The following is a 20,532-nucleotide window of genomic DNA, read 5'->3' on the forward strand; positions in this document are numbered from 1 at the left end:
GCCCCAGTACATGGGTTCTCTCCCGTTCTGAGTGTAAGGTCAGGTCCCTGGAAAAAAGAAATTTTGCGTTCCTCTTGACCTGTATCTTGTGTCAAGAGGAAAATTTTCCGAATTTTTTCAAAAACACCTGTCCAAGCAGCATAAACAAATATTCGCTGTCTAAAAATAATTTCACAAAAGTCAAGCAGCCAGCGGTTGTCCGCCAGCTGCTCCGCCAGGTTCCTGCTAAACGCCCCGGAGTGCCACCTTGTCCGCCACCGGCCGCAGCAATTGCGCATAGGCTTCCAGTTCTTCTTTGGTGGGAGCAGAAAGGCCGGCAAAGGGTACCGTATCCCGGTCCTGGAAGGCCTGGAGGTAGTAGGCGGGAATCTTCCTGCCGTAGGCCTCTACCAGGGGCAAAAACGCCTTCTGCAGTTCCTGAAACCGTTCCTTGGTATGCAGCTGTGCCACAGTGGTGGTACGCAGCTCAAAGGCCGTTTTATGAGAAAAGAGCAGCCGCAGGCTCTGCAAAATCAGGTCCAAGGGCACCTGCTCCACCCCACTGGCTGCAGCATAGCCCTGGGGAGAATTCTTGATGTCCATGGCCACGTAGTCTACCAGCTTTTTGTCCAGCAGTTCCTGCAGCACCGCTGGATAGCAGCCATTGGTATCCAGTTTGGTCAGATACCCCAGTTGTTTCAGCTCTCCCAAAAAATCTGCCAGGTCCGGCTGCATACAGGGTTCTCCCCCGGAAACCACCACACCGTCCAAAGTGCCCTGTCGCTTTCTTAAATACTCCAGGATATCTGGGATATGAAGGGCCGGGATTTGGGCGTCCAGAAGCTCACTATTGTGGCAATAGGGGCATCTCAGGTTGCAGCCGCCGGTAAACAGGGTGCAAGCCACCTTATCCGGATAATCCACCAGACTGAGTTTTTGCCAGCCCGCAATGAACATATGCCATGCCTCCTTCAAAATTTCCTGCTGCGTGTCAGACGGGCCTAAGCCCAGCCCAGCCTGCCGCGCTGCTTTGGCAAAAGGCTCCTGCCCAGACAGGAAAGCCCTTCGCCCGTTGTTTAATACTGTGCCGGACCACATTGCCAGTTCCGGCACATAACCTTCCCTATGATACCACAAATCGGACCCTTTGCTGCAGCTTTTCCGAAATCCTCAGTTTTTCTTATAGTTCTACAAGCTAGCAATCTTGTGTACATAATACAATATGCATAATTATTTTTCTATGTCGGTATTTTTGGAATATTCATTCATTAAGTAATTCAATCATAATTTGTGGTTTGCAAAAAAGCCGCGCGGGTCACCTGCCAGGCACTCCCGCAGCCCAGCCAAACGTCTCCCATTCCCGGCCCCGCGAAAGTACCTGGCGCGCCCCCGGGGAACCCTCCAGACAAATACCCAGCCTGTGCAGTTTACTGCCGGCTTCCCCTTCTCCCCAGGTTCCAACGTAAAAAAGCAGCCATTCCGGAAAACCGGAATAGCTGCTTGGCAGGCCTTCTGGAGCAAACCCAAGACTGCGAAACTGGCCAGATTACATCAGGCCGTGAGCAAAGTTCAGGAACCAGGTGATGATCACTGCGTTGGTGATATTGCTCAAGAAACCGCCGATAACGGGCACTACGAAGAATGCCAGTTTGGAGTATCTGTAGGTATCGCAGACGGTGGTCATGGTGGTCATGGATACAGGCACAGCGCCCAGACCGAAACCAGTATGGCCAACGGAGATGATAGCTGCATCGTAATCCTTGCCCATCAGCGGGAAGTCTACCAGGTAGCAGTAGAAGATGATGAACACAGCTTGTGCCATGCACAGGATGAACAGCTGCAGGCCCAAACCGGACAGCTGCCACAGTTTCATGGAGATGATGGACATAGCTACGAACAGACCCAGGGAGAAGTCGCTGACGGTGTCAATGCCTTCGTACAGACGGTCATGGTTGCCAGGTTTGGAATCGTAGTACAGACGTACCAGAATACCACCCAACATGCAGCATACGTGAATCGGGAAGTTGATGGAGAAGTGTTTCAGGATTACCATGAAAACGTCACCAACGCCCAGAGCCAGCATCATCAGGAACATAGCTTGAATAACGTCCCCTTTGTAGATGGCTAAACCAGTAGCATTACCAGTTTCTTCAGCAGACAGGCCCTTACCATCTTGGGAAGGATCTTCCAGGTGATGTCATCTGATAATGAAACGGCCGAACGGACCACCGATGATGGAACCGGAAATCAGGCCGAAGGTAGCAGCTGCAATAGCTACTTCCAGGGCAGCCGGAGCGCCCATGTTAACAGCTACCGGAGCAAAAGCAGCAGCGTTGCCGTGACCACCGGTCATAGGAATGGAACCGGTCATCATAGAAATCAGCGGCGGAACGTGCAGAACTTGGCCCAGGCCAATGGCCAGAGCGTTCTGCAGGGCTGCCAGGACGGCTGCGGAAATGCAGAACAGGACAACATACTTACCACCGGTTTTCAGCAGGGACAAGCTTGCTCCAGCACCGGAAGCCGCGAAGAAGATACAGTAGAACAGGTTGTTGGCTACTTTGTAATCGAAGTTCAGTTCACAAACGCCAAATTCATACAGTGCCAAAGAAATGATTGCAAAAATCGTACCGCCTACTACAGCACCGGGCAGACAATATTTCTTCAGGATGGAGAACTTGCTTCTCAGCCAGTTACCAAACCAGATAGACAATACAGCCAAAGCCAGTGTGTGGAACATGGATAATTTGATTACCATAGGTCCCATAAAATAATACCCCCTCTAATAATAAAAACCCTCTTTGGAAAATCATGTAGCGCTCCAGTTGCATGACTTTCTCTTGAGGGTTATTGTATCATGTTGCATATGAAATTTCAATGCAATTATCAGAAGATTTGCACCTATAATTTTTTCTTAATGATTCTGTAATGGTGTACTTTTCAAACAATGGGATCAATCTGGCCCTTTTGTTTCATTTCTTCCGCTTCTGCCCGCAGCCGCTGGATTCTTTGCTCCGTGGACGGATGGGTGCTGAACAGGGCCTTAGCATCCCGGGCACTAAAAGGCGAGATAATAAACATATGGGCTGTAGCTTCCGTAGCCCGGGGCATGGTACGCATATGGGCGTAGCCGTCAATCTTTTCCAGGGCGTCCGCCAGGGCGTCAGGATCTCCGCAGAGCTCACCCCCGGTATGGTCCGCCATATATTCCCGGGTCCGGGAAATGGCCAGTTGGATAATGGCTGCTGCCAAAGGTGTCAGCACCAGAATCAGGATGGCCCCCAGCGGGTTTCTCCGGTCATCGTCCCGGCTGCCGCCGAACCAATAGGCAAAACGGGCCAGCAGGGAAATCACCCCGGCCATGCCGGCCGCAATGGTGCTGATCAGGATATCGTTGTGTTTGACATGGCTCATTTCGTGGCCCAGAACGCCGGCGATTTCCCGGGGTTCCAGGGTTTCCATTAGGCCCGTGGTCACGCAGACCGCTGCGTGTTCCGGGTTTCGGCCGGTAGCAAAGGCGTTGGGCAGAGCCGTATCCACCACGTACACTTTGGGCATGGGCAGTCCAGCCCGCTCAGCCAAACGGGCTACAATGCCGTAGAGCATGGGGGCACTTTGGGCGTCCACCGGTTTGGCCCGATACTGGGCAATGACCATTTTGTCACTGAACCAATACATCAGTACGTTGGACAACAGGGAAAAAGCCAGCATAAAGGTCATGCCGCTGGTTCCTCCCACATAATCACCAATCAAAAGCATCAGGGCTGTCAGAAAGCCCATGAGCAGGGTCGTTTTCAGCATTGCAGATTCCTCCTATTGCAAAAGGTCCGTTACCGGGACCAGGGTAATGCCGGAAGTCTTTACTGCGGCTTCGCTGCGCCGCCAGGCCTCCGCCGTGTTGGGGCGGGCGTGGCAGATGACAATCATGGCTCCGTAGCGGTCCGCGTCTTTGATGGCTTCCGCAATTCGCTCCTGAATGGCCGCAATATCGCTGCTGTTATCCAGGAACATACTATTATGCCCCGTAAGAATCCCTTCCTGCCGGGCAATTTTTTCTGCCACCGAAGTACTGATGGTCCGGCTGTCCACAAAGAACAGGCCGTCCCCGCCAATAACCTTCAGCGCCGCCCGAATGGTAGGCCCATCGGAGGTGGCTTTGGAACCCTGGTGGTTGTTGACCCCCTGGATTCCTGGCAGGCTGTCGATGGCTTCGCGGGTATAATTTTGGATTTGTTCAGCGGTCATCCCCACCCGTACAGCCCGGGTCTCAGAACTGCCGCCGCTGACAGGTTCCATGGGCAGGTGCAGCATGGCAATGTGCCCGCTGCCCTTAATGATGGACAGGGCCTCACTGCTGTTGGGTTTAAAGGGAATCACGGCATAACTAAACGGAAAAGGCAGGCTGGTCAGGGTCCGTACCGGATCCAGGGCGTAGCCGCAGTCGTCGATAATGACGGCCAGTTTCCCGTGATATTTTTGACCGGACAGCGCTGCCAGGGGACCTTCCTCCCTTGTAGCGGAAGAAGGCGAAGCCTTTTGCTGGGGCTCCGTCTTCTTGGCCGGTGGTTTTTCGGTTTTGGTTTCCGGGGTTTTCTCTGACGGGTGCAGATTCTTTTTCACGGTATCGGTAATGGTTTTGGCCGCAGAGCCAGGAACCGTCTCCGTTCCTCGCCCTGTGGCTGCATACACCATTCCCACCAGGACGGCACATACGGCCAGTCCCAGCAGCCAGCGGAAGGGACCCCGTTTCCCCCGCTGGCTTCTTCTGGTGGCTCTTTTTTTCATAATCTGTCCTTTACGCTCTGGGGTGTGCCTTGTCGTACACAGCCTTCAGGCGGTTGTTGGTCAAATGGGTATAAATCTGGGTAGTGGAAATATCCGCATGTCCCAGAAGTTCCTGCACCGTACGCAGATCCGCTCCGTTGTCCAGCATATGGGTGGCAAAGGAGTGGCGCAGGATATGGGGCGTCAGGGACTTGTTGATGCCAGCCTGCTGCCCGTAGGTTTTGATGATCTGCCAGAAACGCTGCCGCGTCATGCCGGTACCCCGCACCGTCAGAAACAGCAGATCACATTCCCGGCCCGCCTTCAGAAAATGAGGACGCACCCGGTTGATGTACTCTTCCAAATAGGACACAGCATATTTCCCCAAAGGAATAAGCCGTTCCTTAGAGCCCTTGCCATAGGCAATGACGTAATGGGTCTGCAGATTTACGCTGGAGACCGTCAGGCTCAGCAATTCTGTGACCCGCATGCCGGTGGCGTACATGACCTCCAGCATGGTCCGGTCCCGAAAGCCCTCGTTTTGGCTCAGGTTGGGCTGGGCAAACAAACGCTTTACTTCGTCCAGGCTCAGGACCTTGGGCAGCAACATACCGCGGCTGCCAGCCTCTACCACTTCCGACGGGTCATCCTTGATGTAGCCTTCCGTTACCATAAAACGGAAAAACGACTTCAGGGCGGCCAGTTTCCGGGCGGAAGAAGTAGCTGCATAGTTTTCAGCTTTCAGCACCTGCAAATATTGGACGATATCATCCCGGGTAATTTCCGAGAGGCTTTTCTTGGTCCAGGTTGCAAACAGGCGCAAATCTCTGCCGTAGGACTCTCTGGTATTTACCGAGAGCCCCAACTCTACGGTCAGATAGTCCAGAAAGGTTTCGATCTCTTTTTCCAGCTTGTTTTTTAGTGTCACCCTAATCATTCCCTTTTTTTAGGACTAAGACAGGTTCTGCCTCCAAGGGTGCGATGGTAGAAATAGCGTGCTTATAGATCAGCTGCTGTTTTCCCTCGGACTCCATGATGACAGTAAAGTTGTCAAATCCCCATACTTTTCCTCTTACTTGAAAGCCGTTCAGCAGATAGATCACAATGGACCGTTTCTCACTTCTGACTTTGTTCAAAAAGCTGTCCTGTAAATTTAGCGGTTTGCTGGTGGTTGTTGTCATAATTCTTTACTCCCCTTAGTAAAAGTTCTTTTGGTGCAAGTCCTCCATCATTTCTTTGATGCAAGCCTCATAACAGGGTGGTTCTGTCAGTTCAAACCAATGGATATAGGGCATTTTCTTGTACCAGGTAATCTGCCGTTTGGCAAAGTTGCGGGTGGCCTGCTTGATTTTGTCAATGCATTCCTGCCTGCTCCACTCCCCATCAAAATAGCGCAGGACCTGTCTGTAGCCAATGCTCTTCATAGATTGGGCATCCCCCTCGACGCCTTCCTCCAGAAGTGCCTTGGTTTCCTCAAACAAACCCTGTTCCACCATGATGTCAACCCGGCGGTTAATCCGCTGGTACAAAATTTCCCTGGGCATAATCAAGCCATAGACAGCGGCTTCATAGGGGCTTTCCGGGGCCCTTTCCACCGAAACCCTGTCTCCGCCCAGTATGGTTTCTACACTTCTTATTATACGCCTTCTGTCGTTAATCTTCAATTGTGCAGCGGCTTGTGGATCAAGTTCTTTTAAGCGCTGGTAAAGGGCTGCATTGCCGTTATGTTCGGCAAACTCCTCTAATTCCCGGCGTAGCTTGGCAGATTCATCCACCGAAGAAAATTCGTACTTCTCCAGCAGTGCCTTGATGTAGAGCCCAGTTCCCCCTACAATAATGGGCATCTTGCCCCTGGCCTGGCAATCTCTAATCAGGGCATCGGCCTGCTGCTGAAAATCCACCACCGAATATTTTTCATTGGGTTCCAAAATATCAATAAGATGGTGGGGCACCAGGGCCAGTTCTTCCGGCGTAGGCTTAGCCGTAGCTACATTCATCCGGCGGAAAACGCACATGGAATCCCCGGAAATGATTTCTCCATCCAGCTCCTGGGCTAAACGGATGCCACAGTGGCTTTTGCCGGTAGCCGTAGGGCCGGTGATAACAATCACCTTAGGTTTAGTTTCCATGATTCCTCCTGACAATTCCGTATTTTACCTTGCTGTAGCGGCCGCCCTGGATTTCCTGGGCACCCAGGTTTTCCAATACTTCCCGGAAGCGCTCCTTGATCACTACCCGAGGTGCCACCCGCAGAGCCTCCTCCACGGTTTCCCGGTCCAAAGGGTGCTTGTAGGAAGCTGGCCGCAGGGAAGTCATGCTGGAGGAACCCTCCACCGGCCGCTGGAACATGGGGTCCAGGTACACCACCGTAAAAGAATTGTCCGGCAGCTGCCGCAAAAGGTCTTTCGTAATACCGTGACGTACCTCTATCCGCCGCAGGGCTGCCAAAAAGTCAGATTCTCCTTCACTGTAGTTTTTAAGACCCAGGGAGGTCATTTTGTAGATAACCGGGGAAGCCTCCGTTCCCAGCACATACCCGGTAGGTCCTACCAAAAAGGACGCCACCGCTGCGTCCGCCCCCAGGCCCAGAGTCCCATCAAAGAACCGATCTCCGGGCTTTAACTGGCAGGCTCGCGCCAGATGGTCCGGCTCCCCTCTTTTAATCACTTTGATGCGGAGCATGGCCATGCCGGGATGGTAGCGCATAACCCCCTGCTCCGTATACACCTGGGGTCCCAGCCGGGTGGCTGCCAATAAGGCCTTCAGCCCGTACCGGCGGAGCATTTTTTCCAGGCCCCCTTCCCTCTCCAGGAAGGGCAGGTGCAGCTCTTTGGCCCAGGCCTGGGCTTCCAGCACCTGGTCCGTGCCGCCTTTGCGGCCCACTGTTACTGCATAGTCCACAGCTGCCTCCTTACGTCCGTTTGAACATATGGTACAGCTCCTGGCTGGTCAGTTTGATCATGCAGGGCCGTCCATGGGGACAGGTAAAGGGGTGCTCCGTATTGAGCAGTTCCAGGATTACCTGGCGCATCTGCCGGATATTCAGGATTTCTCCCGCCCGGATGGCGCTGTGGCAGGCGGCGTAATGCAGCACTTCCTCCCGCAGGTCGCTGGGCCGGATGGTTTTGTTTTCCGACAGAAGCTTCAAAATATCGTCGATAAAGCCCTCCGCCTGGCTGCCTTCCACATCGGCGGGCAGGGCGGACACCCGGAGTACCGTTTCCCCAGCGGGCTCCGCATCCACCCCCAGCTTCAGAAATTCTTCCCGGTATTCTTCCACTGCATCCACATCCTGTTTGGTAACGTTGAGAAACAGGGGAATCAGGAGCTGCTGGCTGGGAATTTCCTGCTGCTGCCGAATAAACCGGTCGTACATAATCCGCTCATGGGCAGCGTGCTGGTCAATCAGGTACAAAGCCGTTTCCGACTGGGCGATGATAAATACCCGGTCCACCTGGCCCAGGGGCCAGATGACGTCCACGCCGGAAGTCCCTTGGGGCAGTGCTTCCCCGGGCTCTCCCTGGCTTTGGGCCAAAGGTGCTTCGTAGGCGCTGGGAAGGGGCTGGCTGCTATTGGGTGCATACTCGTCCCGACGCTGGGCCGCATAAAGATTTTCCCGTTCCTCCTGGGTCACGTCCGGCGTTTTCCACACCTGCTGGCCAAAAGCCGGGTTCTTGGGGAAGGAACTAGAAGCAAAGGTGCTGCTGCCAAAGGACTGGTTTCGGCCTTCCCGTCCCCGGTCTCCCCCGGTAAACAGCGGAGCTTCTTCCTTCACCAGGCCCACATGGGCTGGCTGGGGTTCCTCGGCTAACGCCGGCATGGCTGCCGCCAGGGTATTTCCTGCTTCCGGCCGTCCGGCCATGGGCTGGGTCAGCGCCTTGCACAGGGCATGGTATACGGCCCGGTACACCGCCGACTCGTCCCCAAACTTGATTTCACTTTTTTGGGGATGGACGTTGATATCGATACTATGGGTATCCACCAGGATATTCAGCACGGCAAACGGAAAGCCTGCCTTGGGAATTTGGGACTGGTAGGCGTGGTCAATGGCCTTGCTGACCATCCGGTTGTTGATGGAGCGGCCGTTGACAAACAGGGTCTGCCAGGTCCGGGTTCCTTTAAGCAGCGTAGGCCGGCTGATATAGCCCTTTACCTGGATGCCGTCCTGCTCATGGTCCACGGTCAGCAGCTGCTTGGTCACTTCCCCACCGTACAGGGCACTGATGGTATCTGCCACGTCCCCGCTGCCCGGGGTGTTGATCACTTCCTTGTCATTATGGGTCAAGGTAAAATGCACATCCGGCCGGGACAGGGCCATGTGGGTAATCACTTCGGAGATATAGCGGCCTTCGGTGTTTACCGTCCGGAGGAATTTCCGCCGAGCGGGCACATTGTAGAACAGGTCCTTTACCGTTATGGTGGTGCCCACATCACAGCCCATGGGCTCTACCTCCATATTTTCTCCTCCGTCCAGGGTCAGCGAGGTGCCAAATTCGGCACCGGGCTCCCGGGTGAGCAGAGAAAAATGGGAAACGGACGCAATGCTGGGCAGGGCTTCCCCCCGAAAGCCCAAGGTATGCAGGGTCAGCAAATCATCCGCTTTGAGAATTTTACTGGTAGCATGACGCAACACAGCCATCCGGGCATTTTCCTCGTCCATGCCGGAGCCATTGTCCTTGACCCGGATAAATTCCGTGCCGCCAGCAAATATGGTCACGTCAATCTGGTCCGCCCCAGCGTCCAGTGCGTTTTCCACCAGTTCCTTTACTACCGAAGCCGGCTTTTCTACTACTTCACCGGCAGCAATCTGGTTGGAAGTGGTTTGGTCCAACAGATTTATTTTTTTGCTCAATAGGTTTTACCTCCCTCCCGTTTGGCTTCTTCCTGAAGCTTATAGAGTGTATTAAGCGCCTCCAGGGGCGTCATGGTCATTACATCCAGGCTGCACAGGGTTTCCCGCAGGGCGTCCCCAAACAAACTGGGCTCCGCCGCCTGCTGGGCAGGGGCAGGCTCAGGGGCTGCTTTGGTCTTACTGGGAGCAGGCGCCGCCGTGGGCAGCCCGCTCTTGGCGTATTCTGCCAGCAGTTCATCCGCCCGCTTTACCACCGCATCCGGCAGCCCTGCCAGCTTGGCTACATGAATCCCGTAGCTCCGGTCCGTGCCCCCCGGCACAATCCGGCGCAGGAACAGGACCTCCCGGCCCTTTTCCTTTACCGCTACGGAGTAGTTCTTGATGCCCGCTTCCTGGTCTTCCAGTTCAATCAGTTCGTGGTAATGGGTGGCGAACAAGGTTTTGGCCTTAATCTTTTCGTTAATGAATTCCACCACCGCCCGGGCAATGCTCATGCCGTCGTAGGTGCTGGTACCCCGGCCTACTTCGTCCAGGATAATCAGGCTGCGGCTGGTAGCGTACTTCAGAATATTGGCCACTTCGTTCATTTCCACCATAAAGGTGCTCTGGCCGGTGGCCAGGTCGTCGCTGGCCCCTACCCGGGTAAAGATACGGTCCACCGGGCAGATATCCGCCTCCCGGGCGGGAATAAAGCTGCCCATTTGGGCCATCAAAGTCAGCAGTGCCACCTGGCGCATATAGGTGGATTTACCGGCCATGTTGGGGCCCGTCAGGATAATCAGCCGCTCATCGGTGTTGTTCAGGTGCACGTCGTTGGGCACAAACAGCTCCCGTTCCAGCAGTTTTTCCACCACCGGATGCCGGCCGTCCTTAATCTGGATTTCCTGCCGTTCGTTGAGCCGGGGGCACACATAGCTGCCCTTAAAGGCTGCCATGGCAAGGGAATACAGCACGTCCAGTTCCCCAATGGCCCGGGCCGTTTCCTGGATTTCCACCAGGTGGTCCCGAATCTCCTGGCGAATCTCGTTGAACAGGTAGTATTCCAGCTGCTGGATTTTTTCCTTGGCGCTGAGAATCTTGTTTTCAAATTCCTTCAGCTCCGGCACAATGTACCGTTCCCCGTTGACCAGGGTCTGCTTCCGGACGAAGTTGTCCGGCACCTGGGAAACCATGCCCTTGGACACTTCGATATAGTAGCCGAACACCTTGTTGAACCCTACCTTCAGTGTCCGGATGCCGGTTTCTTCCTTGATTTTCTGCTCGAAATTCTGCATCCAGGCATTGTTGTTTTCCGCAATGTCGTGGAGTTCGTCCAGCTCAGCATTAAAACCCGTACGGATCATGCCGCCGTCCCGCAGGGAAAAAGGCGGCTCGTCCACAATGCCCCGTTCCAGTACGTCCAGAATATCGCTGTGGAGAGCAATGCGCCGGTTCAGGACCCTCAAAAGGCCGTCCGGGTGGGTTCCCAGCCATTTTTTAATTTGGGGCAATTCCCTAAGGGCCGCTCTCAGCGCCGCCATATCCCGGGCATTGGCAGAACCCACTTCCAGCCGGGAAAGAATCCGTTCCAGGTCGGTGATTTCCTTCAGGCTATCCCCCAACCCGTTCCGGAACTTCACATCTTCCACCAGGGTGCCGATGGCCTGCTGGCGCTGGCGGATTTTTGCCACGTCAAGAAGGGGAGCTTCCACCCACTGGCGCAGCTGCCGGGCTCCCATGGCAGTCTGGGTATAGTCCAGCACATCCAAAAGGGTCCCATGCCGGGAGCCGTCCCGCATATTCTTCACCAGTTCCAGGTTACGGATGGCAGTGGCATCAAGCGCCATCACCTGGTCCGTGGTAATCTCCTGAAGCTGGTTGATTTGGGCCAGGTCGCTTTTTACATTTTCGTGGATATATTGCAGCATGGCTTCCACGGTCCGGTGCACCAAGGGGCGCTTCAGGGCCGGGTTGTCGCTGCCGAAATGCTGACTGAAATAATCCAGCCCCGGCGCCGGGTCAAAATGGTTCAGCATACAGTCCGGCAGCTTCTGCTGGAGCTTGTCCAGCAGGGACTGGAAGGCTTCATTGTCTTCCGTCAGCACCAGTTCAGCCGGCTGCAGCCGGTACAGCTGGTCCAGCACCGCTTCCTCCCGGTTCTTGCCCCCGGCAATATACCAGGCACATTCCCCAGTGGAAACGTCTGCAAAGGCCAAACAATAGTTGTCCTGGTCCTGGGTCAGGCAGGCCAGGTATTGGTTATGATTTTCTTCCAGCACCGCATCACTGAGCACCGTTCCCGGTGTCAGAATCTTGGTGACCTCCCGTTTTACAATGCCAACGGCTTTTTTCGGGTCTTCCATCTGGTCGCAAATGGCAATCTTGTAGCCTTTTTTGATCAATTTGGCCAGGTAGCTGTCCACGGAATGGAAAGGCACGCCGCACATGGGCATGGCATCACTGCCCCCGGCCCGTTTGGTCAGGGTCAGGTTCAGTTCCCGGGACGCCGTAATGGCATCGTCAAAAAACAGTTCGTAAAAGTCACCCAGGCGGAAGAACAGCAGCTCGCCCTGATGTTCTTCCTTGATTTTCAGATACTGCTGGACCATGGGTGTATAAGTGGTCATAATTCTGCACGTCCTTTGAGCAGCCAGGTTTGGGCTTTTTCAATGGTCACCGGCACCACGTCCCCGGGGTTGAAAATTCTATCCCCTACGGGCCACAGCACCAGCTTGTTGCCGTCCGTACGGCCGCTCCACATTTGTTTGTTGTTATGGCTTAGACCCTCCACCATAATGGGCAGGGTCTTCCCCACCAGTTCTTGGTTGTGTTTCAGTCTGTGTTTGTTTTGCAGCTCCATCAGCCGGTTCATCCGGTCCTTCTTCACCGCTTCCGGCACCTGGTCTTCCATGGCAGCAGCCGGCGTTCCGGACCGCTTGGAATAGATGAAGGTGTAGGCTGCATCGTAGCGGACTTCGTCAAAGAGGCTCATAGTCTGGGCAAAGTCCTCTTCCGTTTCCCCGGGGAACCCCACAATAATGTCCGTGGTCAGCACCGCATTGGGTACATAGCTGCGGATGCGCCGCACCAGTTCCAGGTAGGATTCCCGGGTATAGCCCCGGTTCATGGCCTGCATAATCCGGGTGCTGCCGCTTTGCACGGGAATATGGAAATGCTTGCACACGTGGCGGCTTTCGGCCACAGCCTTGATCAGTTCCTCGCTCATATCACGGGGATGGCTGGTCATATAGCGGACCCGTTCCACTCCGGGAATCCGGTCCACCTGGCGCAGCAGCTGGGCAAAGGCATTGGCCTCACCCCGGTCCTTGCCATAGGAGTTTACGTTCTGGCCCAAAAGGGTAAATTCCCTGTAGCCCAGGGCTACGGCCTTTCTGATTTCCTCACAGATGGCTTCCGCACTGCGGCTCCGTTCCCGGCCCCGAACATAAGGTACGATGCAGTAGGTGCAGAAGTTGTTGCAGCCGTACATAATGGGCACCCAGGCCGCGTATTCGCTTTTCCGGACAAAATGGCCTTCAAACTCCTGGGGCATAATAGTCAGGTCGTTGTAGATACCTGCTTTCCGGTTCTTTTCCGCCAGATATTCCTGCAAAATGGCCTTGAAGTTGTTCACATGGGCCGTGCCGATGAGCAGGTCCACCTGGGGATAGGTCTTGAGAAAGTCTTCCCCATCCTTTTGGGCCATGCAGCCTGTGACGCAGAGCACCTTGTGGGGATCCTTGGCCTTTACGGCCTTCATCTCGCCGATTTTTCCCAGGATCTTCTTCTCTGCACTTTCCCGGACACAGCAGGTGTTGATCAGAATCACGTCTGCTTCATGAAAGTCTTCTGTATAATGATAGCCCAGGTCGGACAATTGCCCGGCGTAATGCTCAGAATCGCTTTCATTCATCTGGCAGCCGTAATTGAGAATGGTATACGTTTTATTCATGGTCATGCAGGTTCTCCTCTAATTTAATCGTGATATTCTATTGTACCATGTTTGCTGGTTCCGGGGCAAACGGTTGACCCTGCCGTCCCAACGGAAAAAGGACCGACTGGAACCAATTTTGTTCCAGCGATCCTTTGTTTTTGCGTATTGCTCGCAGCATATTATTGTACTCCCGGGAAAGCAGTCACGTACTGGATCCGGATGTCCGGAAAACTGGTAACGAACTGAACGGTAAAATCCTCCCCGTATTCCACAAACTGCCATTCTCCAACTTCCGAAGGAAAATGGTCCACTACTTTTACTTTCAGGTCCGGGAAACTGGTAACCACCTGGACTTTTACATCCGGGTTGTATTCCACAATCCGCACCTTGCCCATCAGTTTAATGCCATTGAAATAGCCGCCTGCATTAATGGGTGACGATGCCAGCGCAGAAGCAAAAGGCACCAGCACCAGCAAAAGAATCAGCCAAACACGCCCCAAGGTTTTCTTCACGGTACATCCCTCCCTTTCCTCTATTATAACAGAATTCCTGTATTTTTTCAGTTAGGGGAGTCGGGAAAATCCCGGGGAAAGTCTTTATGCCGGTGGGCAATGGGAATCCAGGCCCGCTGGGGCTTAAACAGGGAATATACAGCCACCAGGCTGATCAAAAGGCAGTACAGCCCGCTGGTCAGAATCCCCGGCAGCATCTTGGTCAGGCTCAGCCCACCCTTTGCTGCAGAGTAGGTGCCAATGCCCAGGCTCAGCAGGTAGAGAAAAATCCACCACAGTACGTCCTTGGGAGCAAACAGCGGCAGCCCCGAAACAGCGTTGTACAGCAGCCAAAACACATTGGAAATGAAATAGAAGCCGAACACCGTGCACATCAGCATGGGCACAAAGTTATCAATCAGCCGGGCATCCGGTTTGGCCCGAAAATGCCGGAACCAGACAGTACGATAGTGCTGGGCAATCTCAAAATTTCCCGTGCACCACCGGCGCAGCTGCTTGATCATGGTGCCAAAGCCTGTAGGCTGCTCGTCATAGAACCGGGCCTCCTCCTGATAATCGGAAAAAACGCCCTTAAAGTTCTGCTGCATGGAAAATTCCATGTCCTCGGTAATGGTCACCGTATGCCACCCCTCCGGCTCCAACAGGGACAGGTCAAAGCCAAACCCCGTACCGGAAATAATGGCGGATAGGTTCATGCTGTGGTGGGGCTTGCAAAGCAGGTTATCCACCGTCAGCCAGTACATGCTGTACCATTCACTGATGATATTATCATAGGGATTGAGCGGGAGCCGGTTGCCCATAATCAGGCGGCCGCCCCGGTCAAAGCTCTGGTTCAAGGCGGACAAAAAGCCCGTATCCGCCACATTATCCGCATCAAAAATAACCATATGGGTAAAACGCCCGGGATTTTTCTCCAGGATCAGCGGAATGCCCCAGGTGAGTACGGCGCCCTTCCCCGTCCGGGGGCCGCTGCTCCGTTCATACACTGTCACCTGTTCAAAGGTCCGGCCCACCGCTGCGGTGCGGTCAGAACAATGATCCGCCAGCAAAAACACGTGGAATTTATCCCGGGGATAATCCTGCTCCGCCAAACTCTGGAGCAGTTTCCCCACCACTGCTTCCTCATTATGTGCGCAGACAACTACTGCCATAGAGCAATAGGCTCCGCTTCCTGGTTTGTCTTTTTTGGGGTGCAGCAGGCCCATGAGGGTGGTGCCTGCAACCCAGAGAAAGGTAATCAGCAGCAGAAGCTGCACAAGTACGGTGATCGTGTACATGGTAACCATCCTTTTAGAAACCGGTCATGACCAATAGCAGGAGGGCAAAAACCCCCATGGTATATTCCACCACCTTGGAATGGAATTCCGGCGGCACCATCAGTGCCAGGCCTGCTGCCAGAAACAACCCGGTAAGAGTAATCCGCAGCATAGCCACCGCCATATTCCGGGTAGTGGTTTTCTTATCTTCCAGGCGTCGCCACAGGGCTTCGCCCTTTCCTGCAAAGAAATAGGCCGAGGCCTTTCTGTACAGGAGGAAACCGCCTGCCAGGGTAAAAAGCAAGGTAGGCAGCAGAATTTTGAAAAAGGAGGCTGAAAAAGGAACCACTTGGTAGATTTCCGCACCCACCGCCGGATAAACCGCCATGGGAGCCACGGCCAAAAGGCCCAAAATCACAAACATGGTAACGGTCCGCTGGTCATACAGTGCCAGCCGGGGTTCCTGGGGACTTTTCATTCCCTGCCAGACCCGGAAGGGCAGATAAGCAGAAATCAGGGCTGCCAGAAATTCCAAAGGAATCTGGTTTAGATTGGCTCCCACAAGAAAAAGCGCCAGGGCACTGCCAAAGGCTGCACTAATAGCGCCCAGCCGGCCAAAAATCAGGCCGTAGGGCAGCGACAGCATGGCTTCCAGCCGCAGCCCGGACACCTGGGGCACCACCCTTACCGCACTGGAGATCAGTGTAAATACTGCATAAAGAAGAACCAGGCAGCAGCCTGTTTTCAATCGTTTCTGCATGAAAATCCCTGCTTTCCGTCTGATTCAGAATTTGTCGTTTTTTGGGCCCTGGCCCGGAGTTCCTGTTTCAGGGCGCCAATGGTTTTGTGCAGCACCGGGTGCACCACGTCCCCGGCAATATCCGCTAAAGGATCCAGCACAAAAGCCCGGTTCTGCATATCCGGGTGGGGCAGCACCAGGTCATCCGAATGGACCACTTCCTGGTCAAAAAGCAGCAGATCCAGGTCAATGTTCCTCTCCCCCCAGTGCCGCTTCCGCTCCCGGCCCATATCCAGCTCAATGGAGAGCAGGGTGTGAAGCAAGGCCTCACAATCCCCCTGCCACTCCACCTTGGCGGCTCCGTTTAAGAATACCGGCTGGTCCGTTACCCCGTAGGGCTCCGTCTGGTAAAAAGGAGAAACGGCCAAGACCTTGATGCCCTGCTCTTCCATCCGCCGGAGCGCTTCCCGCAGGTTTCCTTCCTTGTCCCCCAGGTTGCTGCCCAGGGCCACGTAGGCTATTGACATGCGCGAATCGCCTCCAGCATCCGGATCAGCCGGACATTTTCTTTCACATCGTGGACCCGCACCAGGTTGGTACCGGCGTACACGGCCGCAGCCGTTACCGCCAGGGTCCCTTCCAGCCGTTCTTCTGCCGGCAGGTCTCCCAGTGCCTTGCCGATAAAGCCCTTCCGGGAGGCGGCCACCAGCACCGGCAGGCCGTGACCCGTCAGTTCTTCCAGGGAATTGCACACTTCCAGGGATTGGGGGGGATTCTTGGCAAAGCCCAGACCCGGGTCCAGAATGACTTTATCCCGGCCCAAACCGGCTTCGGCGCAGACCTTGGCCCGTTCCAGCAGGTACTGGGTCACATCGGAAGTGATATTTTCATAGACTTTGTTGCTTTGGAGCACCATGGTCTTGGGGGTGCCCCGCATATGCATAAGAATCAGCGGGGCCTTGGCAGCCGCTGCCACCTCCACCATAGCAGGGTCTCCAGTGCCGGCGGTCACGTCGTTAATCATATCCGCACCAGCTTCCAGGGCCGCCTTGGCCGTGGGCGCATGGTAGGTATCCACGCTGAGAATGGCCCCGGGATAGGCTTTCCGCAGCTGGCCAAGGGCCGTGGTCACCCGGCGGATTTCCTCCTCCGGGGGCACGGTTTCCGCCCCAGGCCGGGTGGATTCCCCGCCGATATCCAAAATATCCGCTCCGTCCTCCAGCATTTTGCCGGCCGTGTGAAGCAGGGTTTCCTCCTGGATTACCCGGGACCCGGCATAAAAGGAGTCAGGGGTTACGTTGAGAATCCCCATCACCCGCATTTTTTCGTAGGTCAGCTGCCGGCCGTCCACCAAGGTGGTCACAAGCGGCGTTTCGTCCAAATAGGCTTTCAGGTCAGCAATAACCTCTGCAAAGCCAAACCAGGCCCGCATGGTTTCCAGTTTTTCCACCAGATGGCGGTACTGGTTCTTATTGCCCAGGAGCAGCACATCCCCCACGGGCACGCTGCAATTGATGGCCCCCTTTACGGTGACGCATTCGCAGCCCATGGACAGCATTTCCTGCTTGATAATATTGGCCGCCGGGGACTTTACCTGGAACAATTTCACTGGGCAAAGCTCCGCCTTGGGGGCCATAATCTGGATGCCCACTGGGTGGACAGCCATTTTCTCCATTTCGTGGAGCACCAGCCGGGAAGGCACAGGAATAAACATATTATTCCTCCCCCTTCTCCACGGTGGCAAAGGCGTTGTGGTTGTGAATGCTTTCCTGGCTTTCCACGGTGACGCTGTACCAGTCAATCCGGCTGTCGGCGTTCAGCTGCAGGGCAATATCCCGCACTGCATCTTCCACAAAGCGGGGATTTTCGTAGGCTTCTTCCGTAACAAATTTTTCGTCCGGCCGCTTCAGCAGGGAGAACAACGGCGAAGAAGCGCCTTTTTCTGCCATTTCCACCAATTCTTCAATCCAGATGGGTTTTTGGCTCCGGACCGTCATTCTGGCCCAGGCCCGCTGGTTGTGGGCGCCGTATTTGCTGATTTCCTTGGAGCAGGGGCACAGGGTGTGCACGGGCACATCCACGCCCAGGTCCAGGACGAATTTTTCGCCTTTTTCCGCCCGGAAATGGCATTCCACGTCCAGGTAGCTTTCAATGCCGCTGACCGGGGCCTTTTTCGTTACAAAGTACGGGAAATCCAGCTTCACCATGGCGGAGCGGGCTCCCAATTTCTCTTTCAGGTTATCCAGGAATTTCTCCAGGTCGCTGGGACGCACGCCCCCCAGCTCCTTCAGGCATTCCACAAACCGGCTCATATGGGTGCCCCGCTGTTCCTTAGGCAGATCTACGGACAGCTGCACCACGGCCACGGAGTGCTGCTCGCCCCGTTTGGGGTCCTTCAGCACCAGGGGCCACTTCAGGTCTTTGATTCCCACGTGTTTCAGGGGAATATGACGCACATCCTGCTGTGCCTGTACATCTTTTAACATGTTTCACCTCTGTAGACTATACCGCTGGTTTTGGTTTCCCAAACTTCCACTTCTGCCAAATGGTAGTTGGGGCCCGTCAGAGGCTTCTCCAGCTGCTGCCAAACCCATACCGAAATATGTTCGGCGGAAGGCTGGGGCAGCAGGTCGTTCAGGCAGGTGTGGTCCAGTTTGTCCACCACCAGTTCCTTGACCGTTCTCTTAAACTGGACGAAATCCAGGACCATGCCTTCCTGATCCGGGGTGCCTTCTACTTTTACCACCAGCTTATACGTATGTCCGTGAAGATGCTCGCACTTACCATGATAATTGGGCAGATAATGGGCTGCGTCAAACTCAAATTCTTTTATGCAAATCATATGGTTCCCTCCTGAAGGTCAAAATCATTTTGGCGTAAGGCTTCATACAAAACGACGGCCACGGAGTTGGCCAGATTCAGGGAGCGGGCTTCACTCACCATAGGAATCCGGACGCACTCACTTGCATGGGCTTCACGGAAGCTTTTCGGCAGACCTGCGGACTCTTTTCCAAAAATCAGCAGGGAATCCGGAGCGTAATGGACCCTGGTATAGGACTGATGGGCATGGGTGGTCAGTAAAAAGCGGGGGCTGTCAGGATAGGCTGCCAACACCTCCTCCACGCTGTCGTAGTAGTGGATGTCCACCAGATGCCAATAATCCAGTCCTGCCCGTTTCAAGTACTTATCGTCCACGGAGAACCCCAAAGGGCGCACCAGATGCAGGGATGCCCCTGTAGCGGCGCACAGCCGGGCGATGTTGCCCGTATTGCCCGGGATTTCCGGTTCTACCAGAACAATATGCATAGGCAATTTGCTCACCTCGTTTCCTTGGGCCAGTCAGCACCAGAGACGGTAATCAAGGATTTCATCTGTTCGTGGATGTTCATGATTTTCTCTGCATAATTGCTGCCTGTAGCCCATTTTCCATTTAGCTGGGACCAGCGATCGAAAAACCCGTTTCGTACCTTACCATCATAAACCAACTGATAGCGTGGGTCAACAATGGGCGTGGAAGGTTTCCGGCTGGTGCTGTAGGCCATCAAATGCTGGATGTGGGCCCGCACCCCCAGGTCCGGGGTAGCAAAATAGGCGCCCCGCACCTGGCTGCTGGTGGTTCCCAGGCCGCAGAAGTTATTCTGGGCCGGCACCACCGTGCCTCCAAAGTGGAAGAAACCTGTTTCCAAAAGTGCTTGGCAGAAGGCCAAATCCCAACGGATGCCCTCTTTTCCTGCCTCATTGTAATACATTTCCACCAGTTGTTCCGGGGTAGCCTTAATGGGCAGCCGGTTATTGTACAGCTTCAGCAAAGCCACAGCCTGGTCCCGGGTGGCTTCTGCCTCCCCGGCAATGGTCACCTGGTCATAGTCCTTGGGAATGTTCCACAGCTGGGATTTGGTCATCACCCGGTTGAGAATCAGCTGCAGGCTGGGGTCCTTTACCGCCCGGTCCTTAAAGGAACGCTGGCGGCTTTCTTCAAAATTGATGGGCTCGGTCAGAACCAGCTTTTTGCCCTCAATTTCCAGGGACGGCCGCAGGGTAAGTCCAGCCAGCTCGGAAGCGCTGAAATGGCCCGGATTCACCGGGGTGTTGTCCTCAGCCTGTGTTTCAGCCTCTGCCGCTTGGTTCCGCGGAGAAGTTTTGGCTTCCTTTTGGGGCTTTTCCGGTTTTTGCCGTTTGGCCTCTTTAGCCGATTTCGTTTCCTTTTGGGAAGCGTCCTCTTTAGGCGTTTCTTTTTTTACCGCTGTTTTATTTTTTTCTTCCTCAGGCTGCTGTTTCTCCTCTGCCTGGGTTTGGGGCTTATCCCCCCGGCGCTTTGCCCGGATTTCCTCGCTTTTTAGGGCAAAATCCTCTTTCCGGGCGTTGGCAATCGCCTGCACCCGTTCCTTAAAAGACAGCTGCTTTGTTTCTTCTGCAGCCTGTACCGGCCGGCTTAGGGGCAAAACGCCCAGCACCATAGCCGCAAGACCGATTTGCACCGCTTGTTTCAGCTTATATTTGTTCACGCAGGATTTCCT

Annotated in this window: 19 protein-coding genes and 1 pseudogene; all 20 read right to left on the reverse strand. The window is 54.6% G+C overall.

Going from position 1 to position 20,532, the window contains the following annotated elements:
* Nucleotides 1-225: 225 nt before the first annotated feature.
* The 20 genes and pseudogenes from DW089_RS01685 to DW089_RS11560 all read right to left on the reverse strand — a co-directional run bounded on the left by DW089_RS01685 (nt 226) and on the right by DW089_RS11560 (nt 20,520).
* Nucleotides 226-936 carry an anaerobic ribonucleoside-triphosphate reductase activating protein gene (locus tag DW089_RS01685; protein WP_118286685.1) on the reverse strand — a complete coding sequence of 237 codons (711 nt, stop codon included), beginning with the start codon at nt 934-936 and terminating at the stop codon, nt 226-228.
* A gap of 589 nt (nt 937-1,525) precedes the next feature.
* A pseudogene (locus tag DW089_RS01690) lies at nt 1,526-2,746 on the reverse strand (sodium/glutamate symporter).
* A gap of 173 nt (nt 2,747-2,919) precedes the next feature.
* Nucleotides 2,920-3,780, reverse strand: coding sequence for a zinc metalloprotease HtpX (gene htpX, locus DW089_RS01695; protein WP_118286686.1), 861 nt, complete (start codon nt 3,778-3,780; stop codon nt 2,920-2,922).
* 12 nt (nt 3,781-3,792) lie between these two features.
* A complete protein-coding gene (locus tag DW089_RS01700; RefSeq protein WP_105325638.1) occupies nt 3,793-4,764 on the reverse strand; it encodes a divergent polysaccharide deacetylase family protein in 972 nt (323 codons plus the stop codon).
* Nucleotides 4,765-4,774: 10 nt separating this feature from the next.
* Nucleotides 4,775-5,680, reverse strand: a complete 906-nt coding sequence (gene xerD, locus DW089_RS01705) for a site-specific tyrosine recombinase XerD (RefSeq protein ID WP_199614435.1) — start codon at nt 5,678-5,680, stop codon at nt 4,775-4,777.
* Nucleotides 5,673-5,924, reverse strand: coding sequence for an RNA chaperone Hfq (gene hfq, locus DW089_RS01710; RefSeq protein WP_105325640.1), 252 nt, complete (start codon nt 5,922-5,924; stop codon nt 5,673-5,675). Before hfq ends, xerD begins: the two co-directional genes overlap by 8 nt.
* Nucleotides 5,925-5,939: 15 nt before the next feature.
* Nucleotides 5,940-6,872 (reverse strand): tRNA (adenosine(37)-N6)-dimethylallyltransferase MiaA, encoded by a 933-nt coding sequence (gene miaA, locus DW089_RS01715; RefSeq protein ID WP_118286688.1) that lies wholly within the window; start codon nt 6,870-6,872, stop codon nt 5,940-5,942.
* Nucleotides 6,862-7,644, reverse strand: a complete 783-nt coding sequence (locus DW089_RS01720) for a class I SAM-dependent methyltransferase (RefSeq protein ID WP_233547528.1) — start codon at nt 7,642-7,644, stop codon at nt 6,862-6,864. The genes miaA and DW089_RS01720 overlap by 11 nt, the downstream gene beginning before the upstream one ends.
* Nucleotides 7,645-7,654: 10 nt before the next feature.
* Nucleotides 7,655-9,595 carry a DNA mismatch repair endonuclease MutL gene (gene mutL, locus DW089_RS01725; RefSeq protein WP_118286690.1) on the reverse strand — a complete coding sequence of 647 codons (1,941 nt, stop codon included), beginning with the start codon at nt 9,593-9,595 and terminating at the stop codon, nt 7,655-7,657.
* Nucleotides 9,592-12,201 carry a DNA mismatch repair protein MutS gene (gene mutS, locus DW089_RS01730; protein WP_105325644.1) on the reverse strand — a complete coding sequence of 870 codons (2,610 nt, stop codon included), beginning with the start codon at nt 12,199-12,201 and terminating at the stop codon, nt 9,592-9,594. Before mutS ends, mutL begins: the two co-directional genes overlap by 4 nt.
* Nucleotides 12,198-13,526 carry a tRNA (N6-isopentenyl adenosine(37)-C2)-methylthiotransferase MiaB gene (gene miaB, locus DW089_RS01735; RefSeq protein WP_118286709.1) on the reverse strand — a complete coding sequence of 443 codons (1,329 nt, stop codon included), beginning with the start codon at nt 13,524-13,526 and terminating at the stop codon, nt 12,198-12,200. The genes mutS and miaB overlap by 4 nt, the downstream gene beginning before the upstream one ends.
* Before the next feature lie 161 nt (nt 13,527-13,687).
* Complete coding sequence (locus DW089_RS01740; protein ID WP_105325645.1) at nt 13,688-14,020, reverse strand: hypothetical protein; 333 nt, start codon at nt 14,018-14,020, stop codon at nt 13,688-13,690.
* 47 nt (nt 14,021-14,067) lie between these two features.
* A complete protein-coding gene (locus DW089_RS01745) occupies nt 14,068-15,297 on the reverse strand; it encodes a glycosyltransferase family 2 protein (protein WP_118286691.1) in 1,230 nt (409 codons plus the stop codon).
* Between the two features lie 13 nt (nt 15,298-15,310).
* Complete coding sequence (locus tag DW089_RS01750; RefSeq protein WP_105325647.1) at nt 15,311-16,036, reverse strand: hypothetical protein; 726 nt, start codon at nt 16,034-16,036, stop codon at nt 15,311-15,313.
* Nucleotides 16,021-16,542 carry a 2-amino-4-hydroxy-6-hydroxymethyldihydropteridine diphosphokinase gene (folK, locus tag DW089_RS01755; protein WP_105325648.1) on the reverse strand — a complete coding sequence of 174 codons (522 nt, stop codon included), beginning with the start codon at nt 16,540-16,542 and terminating at the stop codon, nt 16,021-16,023. The genes DW089_RS01750 and folK overlap by 16 nt, the downstream gene beginning before the upstream one ends.
* Nucleotides 16,533-17,729 carry a dihydropteroate synthase gene (gene folP / locus DW089_RS01760; RefSeq protein WP_118286692.1) on the reverse strand — a complete coding sequence of 399 codons (1,197 nt, stop codon included), beginning with the start codon at nt 17,727-17,729 and terminating at the stop codon, nt 16,533-16,535. Before folP ends, folK begins: the two co-directional genes overlap by 10 nt.
* Nucleotide 17,730: 1 nt before the next feature.
* On the reverse strand, nt 17,731-18,501 hold the full coding sequence (folE2, locus tag DW089_RS01765; protein ID WP_105325650.1) for a GTP cyclohydrolase FolE2: 771 nt from the start codon (nt 18,499-18,501) through the stop codon (nt 17,731-17,733).
* The gene (gene queD / locus DW089_RS01770; protein ID WP_118286693.1) at nt 18,495-18,857 is read right to left on the reverse strand and encodes a 6-carboxytetrahydropterin synthase QueD; all 363 of its coding nucleotides are present in this window, start codon (nt 18,855-18,857) and stop codon (nt 18,495-18,497) included. Before queD ends, folE2 begins: the two co-directional genes overlap by 7 nt.
* Entirely contained in the window at nt 18,854-19,321 is a 468-nt protein-coding gene (trmL, locus tag DW089_RS01775) for a tRNA (uridine(34)/cytosine(34)/5-carboxymethylaminomethyluridine(34)-2'-O)-methyltransferase TrmL (protein WP_105325756.1), read from the reverse strand. Before trmL ends, queD begins: the two co-directional genes overlap by 4 nt.
* A gap of 11 nt (nt 19,322-19,332) precedes the next feature.
* Complete coding sequence (locus tag DW089_RS11560; RefSeq protein ID WP_231085809.1) at nt 19,333-20,520, reverse strand: glucosaminidase domain-containing protein; 1,188 nt, start codon at nt 20,518-20,520, stop codon at nt 19,333-19,335.
* Nucleotides 20,521-20,532: the final 12 nt, after the last annotated feature.

The sequence above is a fragment of the Acidaminococcus sp. AM05-11 genome (assembly GCF_003472805.1).
In the GTDB taxonomy this organism is placed as follows: domain Bacteria; phylum Bacillota; class Negativicutes; order Acidaminococcales; family Acidaminococcaceae; genus Acidaminococcus; species Acidaminococcus hominis.

Excerpts from the sequence above, each read along its gene's own strand:
- DW089_RS01685 (WP_118286685.1), bottom strand. The coding sequence starts at position 936 with ATGTTCATTGCGGGCTGGCAAAAACTCAGTCTGGTGGATTATCCGGAT.
- miaB (WP_118286709.1), bottom strand. The coding sequence starts at position 13,526 with ATGAATAAAACGTATACCATTCTCAATTACGGCTGCCAGATGAATGAA.
- mutS (WP_105325644.1), bottom strand. The coding sequence starts at position 12,201 with ATGACCACTTATACACCCATGGTCCAGCAGTATCTGAAAATCAAGGAA.
- queD (WP_118286693.1), bottom strand. The coding sequence starts at position 18,857 with ATGATTTGCATAAAAGAATTTGAGTTTGACGCAGCCCATTATCTGCCC.
- hfq (WP_105325640.1), bottom strand. The coding sequence starts at position 5,924 with ATGACAACAACCACCAGCAAACCGCTAAATTTACAGGACAGCTTTTTG.
- DW089_RS01700 (WP_105325638.1), bottom strand. The coding sequence starts at position 4,764 with ATGAAAAAAAGAGCCACCAGAAGAAGCCAGCGGGGGAAACGGGGTCCC.
- folP (WP_118286692.1), bottom strand. The coding sequence starts at position 17,729 with ATGTTTATTCCTGTGCCTTCCCGGCTGGTGCTCCACGAAATGGAGAAA.
- folE2 (WP_105325650.1), bottom strand. The coding sequence starts at position 18,501 with ATGTTAAAAGATGTACAGGCACAGCAGGATGTGCGTCATATTCCCCTG.
- folK (WP_105325648.1), bottom strand. The coding sequence starts at position 16,542 with ATGTCAATAGCCTACGTGGCCCTGGGCAGCAACCTGGGGGACAAGGAA.
- DW089_RS01750 (WP_105325647.1), bottom strand. The coding sequence starts at position 16,036 with ATGCAGAAACGATTGAAAACAGGCTGCTGCCTGGTTCTTCTTTATGCA.
- miaA (WP_118286688.1), bottom strand. The coding sequence starts at position 6,872 with ATGGAAACTAAACCTAAGGTGATTGTTATCACCGGCCCTACGGCTACC.
- trmL (WP_105325756.1), bottom strand. The coding sequence starts at position 19,321 with ATGCATATTGTTCTGGTAGAACCGGAAATCCCGGGCAATACGGGCAAC.
- htpX (WP_118286686.1), bottom strand. The coding sequence starts at position 3,780 with ATGCTGAAAACGACCCTGCTCATGGGCTTTCTGACAGCCCTGATGCTT.
- DW089_RS01745 (WP_118286691.1), bottom strand. The coding sequence starts at position 15,297 with ATGTACACGATCACCGTACTTGTGCAGCTTCTGCTGCTGATTACCTTT.
- xerD (WP_199614435.1), bottom strand. The coding sequence starts at position 5,680 with ATGATTAGGGTGACACTAAAAAACAAGCTGGAAAAAGAGATCGAAACC.